Source organism: Planctomicrobium aquicomposti (genome assembly GCF_051466325.1).
GTDB lineage: Bacteria > Planctomycetota > Planctomycetia > Planctomycetales > Planctomycetaceae > Planctomicrobium.
The window spans coordinates 3,695,225-3,711,523 of record NZ_CP195792.1 but is presented as its reverse complement, the minus strand read 5'-3'; the positions used below and the strand labels follow the sequence as shown (position 1 = coordinate 3,711,523).

Below are 16,299 nucleotides of genomic sequence, written 5' to 3'. Positions count from 1 at the left end.
ACACAGGTGGTTGCACCACGGTTGCACCGGGCGACGAACAGGACGGCTGAAGAATGGGCGAGCCAAAACCTAATGTGGCCTCGAATCGAAGTGGCCCCAAGAAAATCCGCCTCACCAAACAGTCCATTCAGACACTCAAACCGCCCAAGAGTGGCAGGGACTATTGGTACGACGACAGGACTCCGACACTGGCGGTGTGCGTCACGGCCACGGGAAAGCGAACGTTCTATTCGGTCCGCAAAATTGACGGTAGAACCGTTCGCATTCGCTTTGGGACCTTCCCCGAGATCACGATTGAACAAGCCCGCAATCTATGCGTCCGGGCTTCTGCAGCGGTGTCTGAAGGCAGAAATCCGCATGCTGAGAAGCGTGAGCGGCGTCAAGAGTGGACCGTTGGGGAACTTTTCGATTGGTACATGGCGGCTCACAGTCGGCCACATGTGAAGTCGTGGCGTGAGGAGCAGCGACTTTACGATCGGTATCTGACCGGCTGGGGATCACGACGGCTGTCATCCGTGAAGCGGTCCGACGTGCAAGCTCTTCACCAGAAGATCGGGACGGGCCACGGTCAGACTGCGGCGAACCGACTGATTCAGATGTTTTGCAATGTCTTCAATGTTGCCTCCCGCCTTGAAGTCTGGAGCGGCGACAACCCCGCCAGCAAGATCCGGAAATTCAAGCTCAAGGCCCGTGAACGATTCCTGCAGCCTGATGAAGTCCCGAAGCTGTTTGAGGCTATCGACGCCGACGCCTCACCGGACATTGCCGATTACGTTCGGCTGGCCATCTTCACGGGCGCCCGCCGCTGGAACCTGCTGACAATGCGATGGGACCAGATCGACCTGAAGGAAGCCATCTGGACGATCCCTGAGACCAAAAACGGTGACACAGTGCGGATCGCGCTGGCACCCCCTGCCCTGGAGATTCTCACGCATCGGCAAAAGATTGCGGCGGAGACGGAAAAGCTGTCCCTAGAACGTCGAGCCTACGTGTTTCCATCACGGACGGCGACAGGGAAATATCCGCATCTCAGCTATCCCCACGTGGCATGGTGGCGGATCTGCAAGAGGGCCGGACTGGAAGATTTGCGACTGCATGACCTGCGAAGGTCTTTGGGAAGCTGGCAAGCGGCAGCCGGGGCGTCACTTTCTGTCATTGGCAAGTCCCTCGGTCACAAGAGCCAGTCCGCAACGGCGATATACGCAAGGTTGAATCTCGATCCCGTTCGCCAGAGCGTTGAGGCAGCAGTGGCGGCGATGATTGATGCGAGCAAGTCGAGGACGGCATTAGAAGGTGAACCCGACGAAAATAGAAAGTTGACCCAGCAATGGAGACACCAAGATTGAATGGGCCGGAGACGGATGTCGCATTGAAACTCCACGACTATCTTGCTGGCAGCAAAACTGGAGAAATTCAGCTACATGACTTCTACAAAATATGCGACAGCTGCAATGCACTCAGGGCCATGACTTACCGACATTTTGTGTACCTGGGGTTTATCGTAGAGCAGCCAATCTTGCACTTTGAAAAGGAATATAGCTCTCCAAGTGAGACCGTCAGTGAATCACTAATAATTGGTGGAAGGGTTGTTGCGTTTGTACGGGAGATCTCCCAGAGAACTCAGTCGGGATGGACACGCGCAAGGTCTCCCGCTGAATGGTGCGGAATCTTCGGGGTTTCTACTGAGACATTTCGGACATGGCGGCTGCAGGGGCGACTGGAGGTTCATCCAGACGGAACGGAAAGGGAGGTCCGCCTACGACTTGATGAGGTGCAAAGTCGGGCTAGCGAGTATCGCGACGACAAGAAATACCCTTTGAAGAAGGCACGCAAGTCGAAGGCGAGTCGAAGTTGAATCGAAGATTTCTTTTTCAAGTCGCAGGCTTTCCCAGAGTGTTTAGAATCACCCCGAAAGAGGATTGAATGTCACTGTGCACATTTCGATTATTCCCTGTAGACGCAAATAAATTCACGTCACGTGGAGTAACTAAAAATGCCAGCGATTCTTGCCTCTATCAAGTTGGACACCCTGCAAGCTGCTGAGTACATCGGAGTTTCGCCCGGCACCCTGCGGACTTGGAGATGTCAAAGCCGTGGCCCGCAATTCATCAAGATCGGGGCGAAGGTTCTTTATTTAAAGAGCCACATTGATGGATGGCTCGCGTCTCGCACCGTCGAATGCAATGACGCACCCCTGAAATAGAAAATCCCGACTCGGATGGACGTCCGGTCGGGATTCCCGAAAATCTGACACGCTGAGGGGCGTTGTCTGATTTTATCGGATCGCAGACCGCGTGTCCATTCGCTAATTGCGAGAATGGACCTCTCATGATCATCTGCAAACGTCGTCGCCGCTGCTGCGGTCGGCGGACCGGTGTCACGTTGGAGGTGCGAACATGACGCACTCTCCAGACGCGATCGAAAAACTGCGCGGCACCTATCGGGACCTGTGCGAAAAGTGTCAGGCACGGCAGATCGGCCACGACATGGTCGGCTTCTGCCCTGTCCATGACGATAGCGACCCGTCCTTGCTTATCACCCTGGCGGAGGCTGACGGCAAAATCCTGCTGCATTGTCGGGCGGGCTGCGATACCAAGAAGGCCTGCTATGCATTCGGCATTAGTGCGTCCCGACTATCGATCGGGAAACCATCGCGGCCCGTGCCGCGGATTACCGGCCAATGGGTGTACACCGACGAACTGGGAGCCCCGCTGTACCGGTCCGTTCGAACAGAGTCGGGCGAAATCAACACCAGGAAGTGCAAGCCACAGAAGAAGTTTTTCCAAGAGCGATGGGACGGTTCAGAATGGCGTCGCGGGACGAAAGGAGTTCGCCAAGTTCCGTATCGGCTCTTCGATCTGATTTTTTCAGCTGGCCCCATCCTGATCGCCGAGGGCGAGCGGAAGGCTGACCGGCTGGCAGAGCTGGGATTCACTGCGACCTGCAATGTCGGCGGCGCTGGGGGCTGGAAAGCGGAGTTCGGTCCGACATTCACCGGCCGCGACGTGGTTATTCTCCCGGATGCTGACAAGCCTGGCCGCAACCATGCCAAGGACGTGGCGGAGAAGCTGAAGTCGCACGCGAAGTCAGTCCGAATCCTTGAACTCCCCGGGCTTCCTGAAGCGGGCGACGTACTCGACTGGCTGGCAGCAGGTGGGACCGCGGAACAATTCCTCGAACTACTGGAGAAGGCCGTTCCCGCTAATGAGTGGGCATCTGCTGCCGGAACGAAGAACACTTGCGGAAAGCCGCCAGACGATCCGCGCATTCCTGTCGAGGTGACGGCCGACGAACATATCGTCATCGAGCAGTCGATCGCAGCACTGGCTGCAAGCCCCATACCTTTCAAGCGGGCAGGTCGGCTGACGCACATTGTTCGGGAAATCGTGGACGCTGACGAGGACGGCATCAGCAGGGCCATGGGAACGCCCAGGATTCGCGACATCCAATCAGGCTATCTGCGAGAATTGCTCGCCAGCAGTGCCTATTACTTCAAGCAAAAGGACACCGGGGAGGAGGTCGTCGAATACCAATGTTCTCCCCCGGGTTGGGCGGTGAATTCCGTCTATTCCCGCGGCTTCTGGCCGCCAGTGCGACATCTCAGCGGGATCACTGAGATTCCCACACTCCGCAGCGACGGGACGATTCTGGACTCGCCTGGCTGGGATGAATCGACTGGCTTGATTTTCGAGCCGTCCGGGGAATTTCCTGCCATCCCCCCCGAACCAACACGGGACGAGGTTGAGCAAGCGGGAACCGATCTCATTGAGATTGTCGAGGATTTTCCGTTCGGGACTCCTGCACACCGATCGGCCTGGGTAGCAGGCTTGCTGACAATTCTCGGACGACGGGCTTTTGAAGGACCCGCTCCGATGTTTGTCATTGACGCAAACACCCGTGGCTCCGGCAAGTCGATGTTGACCGACATCGTCTCCATTGTCGTTACGGGACGAAAAATGCCCCGGATGACGGCTCCGACAGACGACGACGAATTCAGGAAACGCGTCACGGCAATCGCCTTGAACGGCGACCCGATCATCTTGGTCGACAATGTGGCAGGGGCACTAGGGGGACCATCGATCGATGCCGCGATGACCTCCACGACATGGAAGGATCGTCGGCTTGGCGTTTCCGAAGTGGTTGAGATGCCACTGAAGGCCGTCTGGTTTGCGACCGGGAACAACATGGCACTCCGCGGGGACCTGTCCCGCCGGGTTGTTCACGTCCGCTTGGAATCTCCGCTCGAGAACCCGGAAGAACGCGACGATTTCCGGCACCCCAACCTGCTGGCGCATGTGCGGAACAACAGATCGAAGCTTGTGGCGGCTGGGCTGACGATGCTGCGGGCTTATTTCGTGGCGGGACGACCAAGCCAGCAGCTGAAGTCATGGGGCAGCTTCGAAGGCTGGTCGGACCTGATCAGGGATTGTCTCGTGTGGGTCGGCTTTCCTGACCCGGGTGAGTCTCGCAGCGAACTTGTGGAATCTTCAGACCGTGACGCAGTGGCCCTGAGGACTTTGCTGGAGAGCTGGCACGAAATCGATCCACATGGCCATGGTGTCACGTCGTCTGAGCTGGCGGGACTTCTCGACAGCCGGGCACGGCGACGGGACCTCATTGATGGAGATATGCCGGTGAGCGCAGCGGAGATGCTCGTCGGCCAGGAGGCGATCGAAACGCGAACTGTTCACTCCGCGATCGCCGAATTGTGCGGGCTGGGCGAGGTCACGCGACGCGACGCGCACAAAATCGGCAACCGTCTTCGCCAATTTCGTGGCAGGACGGTGAGCGGCAGGAGACTCGATTATCGGGAAGGTCACGCAAGAGAGAGAAGATGGATCGTCATTCAGGGGTAGCAACAGACGAATCCGGTGACACTGGTGTCTCTAAGTGACACTGCCTCCCCCCTTCGCGGGTGAGAAACGAGAAATCTAGAAACATACACATACGAATTAAAAATGGCGTGCATTGAGATGTGTAGGGCGACGGGCTGAAAACGTGTCACCAGAAGTCACCGGTGTCACCACGGCCCTCCGGCAAGAGATCAAGGATAGGCTAAGAGTGAACAACGGAGGAAAAATCAATGACGAGTTTAATTGAGAAATCCGGGGGAGGCGACGACGGGACCATCGTCCGTCGCATCCCATCACGGGCGGTGCGGCACCGGAGAGCATTCGATGAACGGCTATGTGCTGTGTGTGGCAAGGTTATCGAGCCGTTCGGTGGAGTGGCATACTTGCGATTGGCGTTCCTCGTGCATCAGGGCGTGTGCAACCGGGTCATGAGCGAAGCGTCCTACGATTATTCCCGCAGCAAGCTGGGACGCTGGCGAAAACTCTGGGAGGTCGTCAAGTGGCTCGACATCCTGAGGTCACGCTACCTGTTCACCGATGCCACGGGACTGATCGGCGAGTCGACTGGTGAGTAGCCAGCTGCCGGAATTCCTCAAGAATTCCGATTGTATTTCGGTCGACTGGCACGCTTTACCACAGGCCCGCATATGAGCCTCATATGGCGGGCTCCTATACCGGGCTCATATGGCGGCACAGCATATGAGGCTCATATGGCGGCCTGCCATATGGGCGTCGTCTCGGGCGTCGCATCGGGCGTCGTCTCGGTGATCGATGGGTCCTTCCGGGGCGAAAAATGGCTGGGGTGTATTCCGGACCGCAGACATTTTCCCGGAAGAATTTTTGAAAATGTGGGTGGTTTACAACAGCAGATCGCGAGGCAAACGATGGGAAAATCAAAATCACTGAAATCAGCACTCGACCAGCTCGCCGTAGGGAGCGTCGGTGAGATCGCCGCCATCTTCGGGAAAAGTCGAGTCACCGTATATGAGTGGCGGCGCCGGGGCTGTCCGATCGCAAAGGATCACCTTGGGAAATACCGCCTCAAGCCCATCATTCAATGGCGAGAGCGGACCCTTGCCGAGGAGGCTCTGAAGCGGGTGGCTGTCTCATCCCGCCAGTCATCACGTGAGGTGCTGGAGGACGTGCTCGATTCCGTCCGCGAGATGAGGCAGGAGCTTGCTGGCAACGCATCTGGGACCGAGGAGCGGTAGTCACGGCGGACCAGGGTCACAACGTCACGTCGCCGCCAGTAGCCGCGTATCCAACTGAAGCCGAGGGGGGACCAATGAGCCGCGCCACGTCGCAATCTCTGCACCAGATCAAGTGCCCGCATTGTGGATCGACAGAGTCAAGGGTTTCATTCCGCAGAATTCACGTCGGCTGTACTCGTCGGCGTCGGCGTTGCCTGAGGTGCGGTCTATTGTTTTCAACCGTCCAGCCTCACGAACAGACGATTCGATTGATCGACTGTGCTTCGGAGGCTTCCCGAGAATGACTGCAATTCTCGCGGTGAATCAGCGAATAGAGGAGATAGAGATTTTCGTTGGTTCTCACATGGATTCCGAATATGTCACTGAATGATTTTTTCGTCAAGCTGAGGAAGCGTCGGGCGTCCGAGCAAGCCGACGCGGAAGAAGTTTATCAGCAGCTCGTTCTTGCGATCGCCGATGGCAAAAAAGTTCGTGAGGACGAGATTCTGCCGGCGATCGGGGATGCCGGGCGATCTCTGGAGCAACTGGAATCCGACGTCGATCGCCTGCTCCGTCGTCGTGAGTGGTCCGCCACGATCGCAGAGAAGCCGGCTGTTGAGGCGGCGATCCAGAAATTCTCACAGCGACGAACCGCCGCTGAGGAAAAAATGCGGCAGGCTCGCCGTGACCACGAGGCGGAGCTAGCCCAGATCGACAGCGAGATCCTGAAACTCAATGCGAGAATGGCCAAGATCCAGGACGCTTACCGCGGGCTCGCACAAACAGCCGACCCGGAAGTCGGTCGTCAATCGACTCGGGTCGGACTGGAAATCCGACCGCTTCAGGACCGACTCGGCCAACTGAAGCAGAGGCTGTAAGCGGCAACCCAGGGGGCCGGATCGAAGAGTGATTCCCCGGTCCGCGATGAACAAGGGCGGCCGATCCCCGGAACCTCACAGGCAAGGGAAGAAGCCGACAGGCTTTCTACCGAAATCGCTTCCATCGAACAGCAGATCGCCGCAGTAACTCAGGAACAGCAGCGGTTGACTGGCAAAGCCCTGGAGGTCGCGTGAGGAATTTCGGGCTGCCATTCATCGCCGAACTTCGCCGAGTTCTACCGCTCGATTTCCCGTCGACCCTGCCGGTCTACGTCGTTTCGGACGTTGACTGTCGACACCGGATGGGGATGACGTTCCAGCCCGGCCTCTGGGGGTGGACGGGTCCAGACCAGGACCTCGGACTCAAGTCCCTGTTGCAGGCTGACGGAGACTGGCGCGGCCGGGGCTTTGGGACGGTGATCGTCGAGTCCGCTTTTCTGGAATATGGGTCAGCACACCGCTATTACGCGCTCCTCAATCTCACGTTTCATGAGGCGGGGCACTTCATCACGTATCCGGCGCAGCGGACCGAAACTCATGATCTTGACCCGACAGAAACTCCGTCGGTGATTGCCGCCGTTGAAAACCCTCTGATCAGTTCCCTCACAGCAGAACAGCGGGCGATGATCTGGAGTGCTGTGGAAGCGGCCCAACGTGCTGCTGACCCGGAATTCTCCAGCAAGCAGCGAGGTCATGGACCAACGTTTCTGCGGGTAATGGCTCACGTCTCACATCGCATGACTGCTGCCGGATTGCCGGCAATGGATTCCCTGCTCACTCGCAGTTCCGAGCCGTGGACCTGTTTCCAGACATACTGGTCTGCTCTGGGAGATGAGCCTGTCCGTCTGGTCGATTTATCCATTCGTGAAATCCTCACTCTGGGACCACCCACTGCCTTTTCCGAGTTGGCCGCGGCAGACGAGGAGAGGCTGAGTCGATCGGAGGCAATGGCATGAGAGACAGAATCCAGTTTCGCTTCGACCAGCTCCGGGCCGATACGGTCAATCCGGAATCTCGGACCGTCGTCGCCACCATCGCCACGGAATCCGCCGTTCCGATGTTTGATCGTGAGCGGTGGACGGTCATTCCTGAAGTTCTACTGGTGTCCGGCGTCACGCTGCCGAAACAGGTCCCGTTACTGGATGGGCACGATCGCAGCACCGTGAATCGCCAACTGGGAAGCATTCGCGATTTACAGGTGTCTGGAGATCATGTTGTCGGCACCCTGCACTTCTCGACCGCCAAGGAAGCCGAGAAGGCATTCACGCTGGTCCGCGAGGGCCACCTGACCGACATCAGTGCCGGGTATGAGGTTCTCGAGAAGACGCATGTCCCTTCCGGGAAATCCGAACTCGTTGCCGGAAGAAATTTCACAGGCCCGGTCAATGTCGTCACCTCCTGGGGACTCAAGGAGGGAAGCCTTGTGCCGATTGGAGCTGATGAACACGCCAAATTGCGGTTCATGGCGGGCGATCTGGAAGCCAGCTGGAGACCGTCCGGGTTCCAAGAAGGGGGCGACGATGAACTGTCACCCGAGGATCAGCGGGCACTCGGCGAGCTGATTGGAGCAGAGATCATGACCGCTCTCGATCGCCGTGAAAACGACAGGCGGGAGCAGGTGGAAACGATGCTGGCGACGTGCGGATTCGTGGATCACGCGTTCGCGAACCAGTGTTACCGGATGTTACGGGAAGGTCGTGGCACGGACGAAATCGCACAGGCAATTCAAGCCGAACAGACTTATCGCTGACGAGGTCAGGTTCATCGTTCCTCACTGAAACAAAGTGCAGAGAATGTCCCAATTCAACGACCACACTGGACGCGTCTGGAACCTGCAATTCGACCGGGCGTCCATCCAGCGTATCCGCGACCAGTTGTCGTTGGACCTGTCGAAGCCGAAACCCGCTGCCATCGGCAAACTGGCCAAGAAACCGAAATTGTTGCTGGGGGCTCTGTGGTGTTGCTGTGAACCACAGGCTGAGGAGCGTGGGATTACGTTGGAGCAATTTTTTGAGTTACTGGCCCGCTGTGAAACGATCGAGGCGGCCGCCAATTCGCTGATTCAGGCAATGGGAAATTTTTACCGTAGAAGGGGATAGTAAATGGCAGCATCCGCCAAGGGAATCCGAGCCGGTCGAGCTTACGTCGAATTCTTCGCTGACGACAGCAAGTTCCAACAAGGGGTGAAGCGGATCTCCCGCAACCTCAAAGCGTTCTCGCTCAGTGTCGGCAAGATCGGAGCCGTGTTCACCGGGGTCGGCAGCATCCTGTCTTCCGCATTCGTCCCGGCCACCAAGGCTGCCTCCGACATGGAAGAGGCGATGGCCAAGTTCCGCGCCACGTTCGGCGACCAGTCCGACGACACCCTGAAGTGGGCGGAGAACTTCTCGAAGACGATCGGCCGGGCCAAGATCGACACCGTCACGGGACTGGCGACCTTCCAGTCGTTCTTCCTGGGACTGGGCAAGGGCTCGAAGGAGGCCGCAGAACTCTCGAAGATGATGCAATCGCTGTCGGTCGACTTCGCCGCATTCCACAACATCGCCGACGATGAGGCGATGCAGCGATTCATTTCCGCAATGTCAGGGTCGACCGAAGTCATGGATAAGTTCGGGGTCAACCTGAAAGTCGGAGCCCTGGAGCCGATCGTCAAGCAGATGTTCGGTGTCGACTATCATGATGCCACTGAGGCTCAGAAGACGATGGCCCGCATGGCCGAGATTCGAAATCGAATGGCGCACCAGGGAGCAATCGGCAGTGCTGTTCGCGAAAGTGGCAGCTATGCCAATCAGATCAAAGCATTGGGGGCGTCCATCAAAAATTTCTGGGAAGCGGTCGGGACGGCCGTCCTGCCTGTCGTCACGAAGTACGTCTCGCTCATTTCAAAAGGCATCACCTTCGTCGCCGACTTCGTCACGGAGAATCAGGGGCTGGTCAAGATGATCGCCGTGATCGGTACGGTCGCCGCCGGTGCCGGAGCCGCGATACTGACAATCGCCGGCATCCTCTGGGGGGCCGGTGCGGCAATGGCCGCGATGTCCACCGCCCTCACAGCACTGGGGACGGTCGTCGGGGCGGTCGCGACGCCGATGGGGGCCGTGGCCGTCGCGTTGGCGGGTGTGGTCGCCTGGGCGTTCGCGTCCGGCAATGCGATCGAGTGGCTGGGGACGCTGTTCAAGCCCCTCTATGAACATGCGGCGGAAGTGTTCAACGCCATCAAGACGGCCATCTCGGGCGGGGACTGGGGAGCCGCGGCAGAAGTGTTGTGGACGTCGCTCAAGCTCGCCTGGCTCAAGGGGACGACGAAACTTTCCGGCATCTGGAACGGGTTCGTGAAGGTGGCGGCGGACATGTTCATCAAGCTGTCGGCGACGATCTCGAGAGTCTGGGCGGAAACCGCCCGGTTCATCGCCGATGCGTTCTCACTGATCATCACTCCCGTCAGGCAGGCGATGCAGCACGCCGAGACGGCGGTCTCCAAGATCCTGATGCGTGTCCTCGCCAAGGCCTCGGGGATGAGCCCTGCCATGGCCGAAGCGTTCCTGCAGAAGGCAGACGCAGGGATCGACGTGGCCCACGATGCCGGCATGTCGAAGATCAGCGACGATCGGGATCAGTCCATTCTCGATCGGGAACGGGAAACGAAGAGGAAGATCGACGAGATCAACCGCCAGGAGGCCGGGGCTCTCGAAACCAACCAGGAGGACCTCGACCGGAAAATCGCCGACTCACAAGCCGAACTGAAAAAGGCCATGGACGACTATCGCAAAGCGAGAAACGAGGCCAACTCGACCGTCACGGACCCGAAGAAAAATCCGTTCGGAGGGTTCAACATGCCAGACGTGTCGATGGGAACAGGCGGCGGAGTCGGGGGGCATGGGACGTTCGGCATGTACGCCAGTCGAGAGTTCGGGACGAACTCGGTGTCGGGCAAGCTGGACACCATGAACGACCATCTCGGCAAGATCGAGAAGAACACGAAGAAAAGCGGGGCGACGGTCCAGTGACGACGGAACAGCTGCGGTGTCTTCACGAGGCGGAACAGGAGCTGGCCCGGCTGCAGAAGCTGGGCTGGGAACTCTCCCCCTACGCCGATTCGCTCCCCGGGCTGGCGGACCAGATCGAATCCGGAAACCTGCGGAAACTGACACCGCAGCAACGCCGGCTGATCGCCGTGAGTCTCCGCAGCTCGTTCCTCGCCCTGAAAATCACGGCCCTGCGGCTGAACGCCGGGGTTCCGGAATCCGATGCGTGAATCACGGGGCGGGGCGACGACGCATCTGGCGAGGGAAACACATAATCAGCTGTCAGAACGGTGGCCCAGCATCTGCCTCCGCCGTTTGCGTGCTTTTAATGCCGACCTTTTTCTCGCGGAGCCTCTCTTGCAGTTGCCATCTCTCTGCGATGGCAGCGAGGGAGCACTCATCCATGTGAGGTGAACGCCATCCGTTGGTAAAACTGATGTCGTTCGACCGTGGCAATTGTAAAGGTTCGAGCCTACGGATGAGAATTCGCGAAGGGATCGCCGCTGCTTGTCCGACAACAATTGCTTCGCGTTGGCGCAGGCCGGAAAGAACCTTGGTAAGTCCAACAAGAGAATCCGGAAGAATTGCCCTAACGTGCTCTCTGTCAGAATCATTCGTGATTCGCAGCACGATCCACGAGTTGCACTGCGACAACACAGTTGCATCCACTTCACTTGGACGCTGAGAGACTAGCATCAAGGCAATTCCATACTTACGGCCTTCTTTGGCAAGGCGTTGAATCGCGTGCCTCGCGGCGGAGTACTGAGCATCACCTCGATGCGGAACGTACCTGTGCGCCTCTTCGCAGATCAACAGTACAGGGCTTATCGCCCGTTCTTCATTCGATTGCCATAGTTTGGTGGCAAATAATGTACGAGCTACAGCAGAGCTTGCTGCTCCAGCGATCTCATTCGGTACACCCGACAGGTCGAAGATGCACACGGGGTCCCCCGAACCAAGAAATTGCAGTAGCACCCTCGACAACTGACCGTCGTCCTTTGTGCCCGTCCAAGGCTGCATCATGAATTTTAAGCGACTATCACGAAGCAGACCTTCTAGCTTTCGAATGACCTTGTTGAATTCCTCATGCTTCGACTTGTCCTTGCTATCTTTCGGACGTTGGTCGTTGATCTGCCCGACGAGCCCATTTGTATCGAGTGAGCCGTTTCTCATGCCCAGATTGTCCAGGCCTGTTGGGTCTCCCAAGAGATAGGGCACAGGTGAATCAACGGTAATTTCATCTGGATTCAATCCTAACGCCAACGCACCCGCTCGGCGCGAAGCAATTAAGGCATTCTTCACTATGTTGGTCTGTGAGGTGGCTGCAAATTCCGTCTTTCCGATTATAAGGGCAATTGTTTCTTCAAGATCAAGCATCCAGTATGGAAGCGACAATGTTCCTTCATCGGTAGAAAGCCGATTGTGGCTCGGGAATGCGCTTCCATATTCGTTGTGAGGGTCAAGAATGATGATGCGTGGACTCCAACATGGAAACGAGCATTTTGCCCCGTGCTGCAGAAGAGAATGTACAATCGCCGCGACCGCACTCGACTTGCCTGCACCGGTTGAGCCTAGAACCGCTGTGTGTTTGCCAAGCAGTTCATCGAGATCAAGGTGGCACGGCGTTCCCCCACTACCGACGTGCTCGCCAAATTCCAAGCTGAAGTCGCCGCCTCGGCCGAAGACATCTGCCAGCTCATTCCGTGGCGTTAAGTACATCCCTTGCTGCGGCAACGGAAAAGTTGACACTCCCCTTTCAAATGCAAGCCTCCATTCACCGGCCGTGTATTTCCATTCGCCTTCACCGAAAAGATCGGCTTCAATAATGCGAGCCGACGAGCTCTCATCCGTCGGAATGCCTCGTTCTCGATTGAAATCGGCCTTCATTCGCAGTCGTGACACATAGCCGTAGATCAGACGTCGGCCGAAGTGGATCTTGACAATCGAGCCGAACTGTCCGATCGAGTAAAGCGTCCCGTTGTAAACGCGGGTGAGTTCCGAAATCTTTGCGTCGAGTTCCGCGACGACATGGGGGCCGTCAACTTCGATGATCCGTCCGATAGCGAGATTGTCGATTGGGTCGCCAGGGTTTGGGGGGTATGGTGTCATCGATGTCCCGCGAGAATCTGGGTTAGCACCTCGAACTTCCACCAAGGGAGTTCGTGCGCAGTGGTATATGCTATATTCGCGTGATAGAAACCTCGGTTGGCATGAATTCGTACGCGTTCAGCGAGTTGGGGATCTTCATTCCACAGCTTGAGCTGGCCGCGTGGCTCATCGTCACTGGTGAATACGACAAAAGTGAGTCGTCCGTTGGACTCGCGGAGTGCGCGGTCCAATTCAAAGTTGATATGATCATCTGCAAACGCATAACCACAAATGCAAACGACAATGTCGGTGGTGTCTGGGCGAAGGGATCGCCGCATAAGCGAAACGAGCTGCGCGTATGGATCACGTTGCGTCTCCCGGTATTTCGTTGCCGCCGGCCAAATCATTAAGTGATCTTTGCGCGACGACACGGCGACGCCAGCCCGAATGCGGCGTGGCAAAATGTCGTCATCGCAGAGGCACCAGTCTATTGATCCATGCAATTTATAAACGCGTGCGGACGCTGACGCTTCCTGGTACAGCTTGACGTCCCACCAGCCTGTGGCACCGCCCTGAAACCCGTCAATGGTCGGAACGCGTTCCAGGGAAAGAGCATCTTCGATCAATGTATCGTAGTTCAATGTGAAATAGTCGACGGCGTGTCGGAACGTCGAAGTGCGACCTGACCGAAGAGTTCTGTGAAGCGTGCGAATAAACAATCGGTGCGTTTCTACCTGTAGGTCCACTTGCGGATTGGCAATGGCTTTCGCGATTTCTCGCTTGACGTCATCGAGAGCAGTGCCAAGGATTTCGCTAGTGAACGTCCTCCCAGCGACATTGACCGTAGGTGATGAAGCGTTGCGAAGCTTTCGTCGCTCAGCGATAGCCACTAAGTCCACAATCTCGCTCATGAAGTCTTCTATCGTGGATCGGGGAGATCCTTCGAACCCTTCCAGGACAGCATTCAGAACGTCCAACGAAGGAACAGGCAGGCTCTTCTGAACTCTACTCGTCAACTCATTCATCAGCGGCAAGCCTGCACATTTGCTGCATCCGGCCCCCATGAGGAACGCAACGCGACATTGAGTCAGCTGATCCTCAAGGTCTCGCAAATAGTTGTTGATCTCGGGCGTCTGAAACGCCATCATGCTTGCCGATACTGGGTCAGCATTGATTTGGGATTCGGGCTGAGCGCCGAGTAGGCCATCTGCACCGTGTCGCGGAATTGCCGTTCCGCCCAATTTCGTCTTTTTATTCATAGCATGCACGCAACGAATGGGACGTCCCCTATGTGTTCGTGTCCACCTTTCTCCAGTCGACTATCCAGCAATTCCTAGGTCGTGATGTCCAGCGGTGTCGTCGGCATAGGTCGCCAGCCACGCTTCTGCAACGACATTCCGATCCTCAACACTCAATGTGTGAATTTTGTGACTGGGAGGCTCGTGTCGCGTGATCATGTTTAACGAATACATCATTTCTGCACGGACGAGATGAATATAGCTACCAAGGGCTGGGTTATGTGCGAAGTTTACTGCGTTGCCGTTGTTGATTAAATAGAAATAGTTGCCGAAACTAGTGTACTTGTCGATGCGAGGCTTGACCTCTTCGTGAGTGTAGTTGTCAAGTCCAGCAAGATTCAGCTCGTCATCCGCTGACGTCACTGAACAAACCACACAACCTGGCTTAAGTCGGACAAATTCCTCAGGGCCAAGGACCTTTTGCCCCGTTGCACAGAAAATGACGTCTGCATGAGCCAAGATTTCCTCACGCGGGGGAATCAGGCACATCCGGTTCGACGCGGCAATCCGCAAGAGCGGGTTTCTGTCAAACACCCAAGGCTTAATCCCACGTACAAGCAAGTGCTGTGCAATGGATGAACCAATCTTTCCATAGCCAAACACAGCGCAAGTCTGATATTCGATGTTGAAGCCCGCGCTCCGGAGAATCGCATCGCAAGAAAATACGATGGATTGCCCGACCAGAAAATCCTCATTCTGCTTTAATGGGCTTCTGGCCACGGAAATCACCGGGACGGTAACATCTCCTTGTGCTTCATACTTTTGGTGTCCGTTCTCGGTGTCTTCCACGATTGCGAGCAACTTCTCTCCACATTGATCAGCAAGCCATTTGGCGATTGGCGCAAACCATCCTCCAATATCGAACAGAACGCAGGGATGCGGAGCAGATTGAATAAGCTTTGCGAGTTCAATTGGGTTGGCGTGAATATTCTCCCGCGTCCAGGAAAGAACAGGAAAGTCGGCGACAAGCTCCTCGGCCACTTTATCAACCAATGACCTTGGCTTTGGAATGAGTGCCTGAATCGGAACTCGCAGGTTGAGTGCTCGCAGAAAGACCTTTACGTCTGGCACGCAATGCCCCACGATGATTGAATTGCACAGCTTGGCAGGGATGGTTTTCTCAACGATCCGGTCAAAAAAGAGTTTTGAGCGAAACTCTTTGCTTAAGGCGATTTCGATTTTAGGTTTGAGTCGCTCGAATGTTGCCATTCGCATCAGTTCGCCAATGTCTCCCCACTCATACGTTTCGAATTCATGATTATTCTGTACGAACTCAGAGGGGTTACGGCTAATGAAAAGGTAGCGAAAGTCGTGGTGCAGGTGCTCTTTTTCATCACCATTGGCTGGGATTGCATGCGTGTCGATGTCGATAGGGACGCTGTAGTCAGGATGGAAGGCAATGTGATCGAGTGAAGTGATGCTTGTTTCTTCTCGGATTTCTCGCCTTGCGCCCTCTAGTGGGGATTCATCTTCTGGTTCAAGGTGCCCCCCGGGCTGAAGGAGCTCTCGCAGTGCCTTATGTTGGAGCCGCAAGACTTGGCGACGGGCCACATCGACTATAAATCCGCTGGCGGTGACGTGTCCCGCAGTATTTTTCCGAGAGATGAGATCTTCGACAGAGGCATGATTGATGAGATCGCACAGTGGCTGAAGCCGCTCTTTTTCCTCAGGAAATGCCTTGAGATAGCGATCGACAATCTGTTGAATTGACGTCACGGTACTATCCTTCATTTCTGTCAGGTGAATAAGGAGCGCCCCATACCACCACAGTAAGTCACGCTAATCAATGAAAAAGCCCCGCCGATTCAGCTGTACCCGACAGGTTATGGTGATCCGGTATTTGAAGATGGACCTGATTTCGCATGCCAATGGCGTTTTGCAAGAATGGCCGTTACATCCAAACTTGATCGCCTTCCATCTGCCACCGCAGAAATCGCTGAATGTTGATCGCGTCAGCATTCCCTGTC

Annotated in this window: 14 protein-coding genes; 11 read left to right on the top strand and 3 right to left on the bottom strand. The window is 56.4% G+C overall.

Going from position 1 to position 16,299, the window contains the following annotated elements; all coding sequences use genetic code 11:
• Positions 1–53 precede the first annotated feature (53 nt).
• From SH664x_RS14310 to SH664x_RS14260, 11 genes are all read left to right on the top strand, one after another.
• Positions 54–1,346 carry a tyrosine-type recombinase/integrase gene (locus tag SH664x_RS14310; protein ID WP_437201997.1) on the top strand — a complete coding sequence of 431 codons (1,293 nt, stop codon included), beginning with the start codon at positions 54–56 and terminating at the stop codon, positions 1,344–1,346.
• A gap of 647 nt (positions 1,347–1,993) precedes the next feature.
• Positions 1,994–2,203, top strand: coding sequence for a helix-turn-helix transcriptional regulator (locus tag SH664x_RS14305; protein WP_437201996.1), 210 nt, complete (start codon positions 1,994–1,996; stop codon positions 2,201–2,203).
• 193 nt (positions 2,204–2,396) lie between these two features.
• Positions 2,397–4,856: a hypothetical protein gene (locus SH664x_RS14300; RefSeq protein ID WP_437201995.1), complete on the top strand. Its 2,460-nt coding sequence runs from the start codon at positions 2,397–2,399 to the stop codon at positions 4,854–4,856.
• A 227-nt stretch (positions 4,857–5,083) separates the two neighbouring features.
• The gene (locus SH664x_RS14295) at positions 5,084–5,428 is read left to right on the top strand and encodes a hypothetical protein (RefSeq protein WP_437201992.1); all 345 of its coding nucleotides are present in this window, start codon (positions 5,084–5,086) and stop codon (positions 5,426–5,428) included.
• A gap of 30 nt (positions 5,429–5,458) precedes the next feature.
• Complete coding sequence (locus SH664x_RS14290; protein ID WP_437201991.1) at positions 5,459–6,064, top strand: hypothetical protein; 606 nt, start codon at positions 5,459–5,461, stop codon at positions 6,062–6,064.
• A 356-nt stretch (positions 6,065–6,420) separates the two neighbouring features.
• Positions 6,421–6,921, top strand: a complete 501-nt coding sequence (locus SH664x_RS14285; RefSeq protein ID WP_437201988.1) for a hypothetical protein — start codon at positions 6,421–6,423, stop codon at positions 6,919–6,921.
• 191 nt (positions 6,922–7,112) lie between these two features.
• Positions 7,113–7,877 carry a hypothetical protein gene (locus SH664x_RS14280; protein ID WP_437201986.1) on the top strand — a complete coding sequence of 255 codons (765 nt, stop codon included), beginning with the start codon at positions 7,113–7,115 and terminating at the stop codon, positions 7,875–7,877.
• Positions 7,874–8,671 (top strand): hypothetical protein, encoded by a 798-nt coding sequence (locus tag SH664x_RS14275; RefSeq protein WP_437201983.1) that lies wholly within the window; start codon positions 7,874–7,876, stop codon positions 8,669–8,671. The genes SH664x_RS14280 and SH664x_RS14275 overlap by 4 nt, the downstream gene beginning before the upstream one ends.
• A 43-nt stretch (positions 8,672–8,714) precedes the next feature.
• Positions 8,715–9,020 carry a hypothetical protein gene (locus SH664x_RS14270; protein WP_437201982.1) on the top strand — a complete coding sequence of 102 codons (306 nt, stop codon included), beginning with the start codon at positions 8,715–8,717 and terminating at the stop codon, positions 9,018–9,020.
• 3 nt (positions 9,021–9,023) lie between these two features.
• Positions 9,024–10,928, top strand: coding sequence for a hypothetical protein (locus SH664x_RS14265; RefSeq protein ID WP_437201980.1), 1,905 nt, complete (start codon positions 9,024–9,026; stop codon positions 10,926–10,928).
• A complete protein-coding gene (locus SH664x_RS14260) occupies positions 10,925–11,176 on the top strand; it encodes a hypothetical protein (protein WP_437201979.1) in 252 nt (83 codons plus the stop codon). The genes SH664x_RS14265 and SH664x_RS14260 overlap by 4 nt, the downstream gene beginning before the upstream one ends.
• A 52-nt stretch (positions 11,177–11,228) precedes the next feature.
• Here the strand turns inward: SH664x_RS14260 and SH664x_RS14255 are convergent, their stop codons facing one another.
• The 3 genes from SH664x_RS14255 to SH664x_RS14245 are packed head-to-tail and all read right to left on the bottom strand — an operon-like array spanning position 11,229 to position 16,048.
• Positions 11,229–13,055 (bottom strand): ATP-binding protein, encoded by a 1,827-nt coding sequence (locus SH664x_RS14255; RefSeq protein ID WP_437201978.1) that lies wholly within the window; start codon positions 13,053–13,055, stop codon positions 11,229–11,231.
• On the bottom strand, positions 13,052–14,293 hold the full coding sequence (locus tag SH664x_RS14250) for an SIR2 family protein (protein ID WP_437201977.1): 1,242 nt from the start codon (positions 14,291–14,293) through the stop codon (positions 13,052–13,054). The genes SH664x_RS14255 and SH664x_RS14250 overlap by 4 nt, the downstream gene beginning before the upstream one ends.
• Positions 14,294–14,353: 60 nt before the next feature.
• The gene (locus SH664x_RS14245) at positions 14,354–16,048 is read right to left on the bottom strand and encodes an NUDIX domain-containing protein (protein WP_437201974.1); all 1,695 of its coding nucleotides are present in this window, start codon (positions 16,046–16,048) and stop codon (positions 14,354–14,356) included.
• Positions 16,049–16,299 lie beyond the last annotated feature (251 nt).

Coding starts and splice junctions, on each gene's coding strand:
- SH664x_RS14310 (WP_437201997.1), top strand. CDS start 54: ATGGGCGAGCCAAAACCTAATGTGGCCTCGAATCGAAGTGGCCCCAAG.
- SH664x_RS14305 (WP_437201996.1), top strand. CDS start 1,994: ATGCCAGCGATTCTTGCCTCTATCAAGTTGGACACCCTGCAAGCTGCT.
- SH664x_RS14300 (WP_437201995.1), top strand. CDS start 2,397: ATGACGCACTCTCCAGACGCGATCGAAAAACTGCGCGGCACCTATCGG.
- SH664x_RS14295 (WP_437201992.1), top strand. CDS start 5,084: ATGACGAGTTTAATTGAGAAATCCGGGGGAGGCGACGACGGGACCATC.
- SH664x_RS14285 (WP_437201988.1), top strand. CDS start 6,421: ATGTCACTGAATGATTTTTTCGTCAAGCTGAGGAAGCGTCGGGCGTCC.
- SH664x_RS14275 (WP_437201983.1), top strand. CDS start 7,874: ATGAGAGACAGAATCCAGTTTCGCTTCGACCAGCTCCGGGCCGATACG.
- SH664x_RS14270 (WP_437201982.1), top strand. CDS start 8,715: ATGTCCCAATTCAACGACCACACTGGACGCGTCTGGAACCTGCAATTC.
- SH664x_RS14265 (WP_437201980.1), top strand. CDS start 9,024: ATGGCAGCATCCGCCAAGGGAATCCGAGCCGGTCGAGCTTACGTCGAA.
- SH664x_RS14255 (WP_437201978.1), bottom strand. CDS start 13,055: ATGACACCATACCCCCCAAACCCTGGCGACCCAATCGACAATCTCGCT.
- SH664x_RS14250 (WP_437201977.1), bottom strand. CDS start 14,293: ATGAATAAAAAGACGAAATTGGGCGGAACGGCAATTCCGCGACACGGT.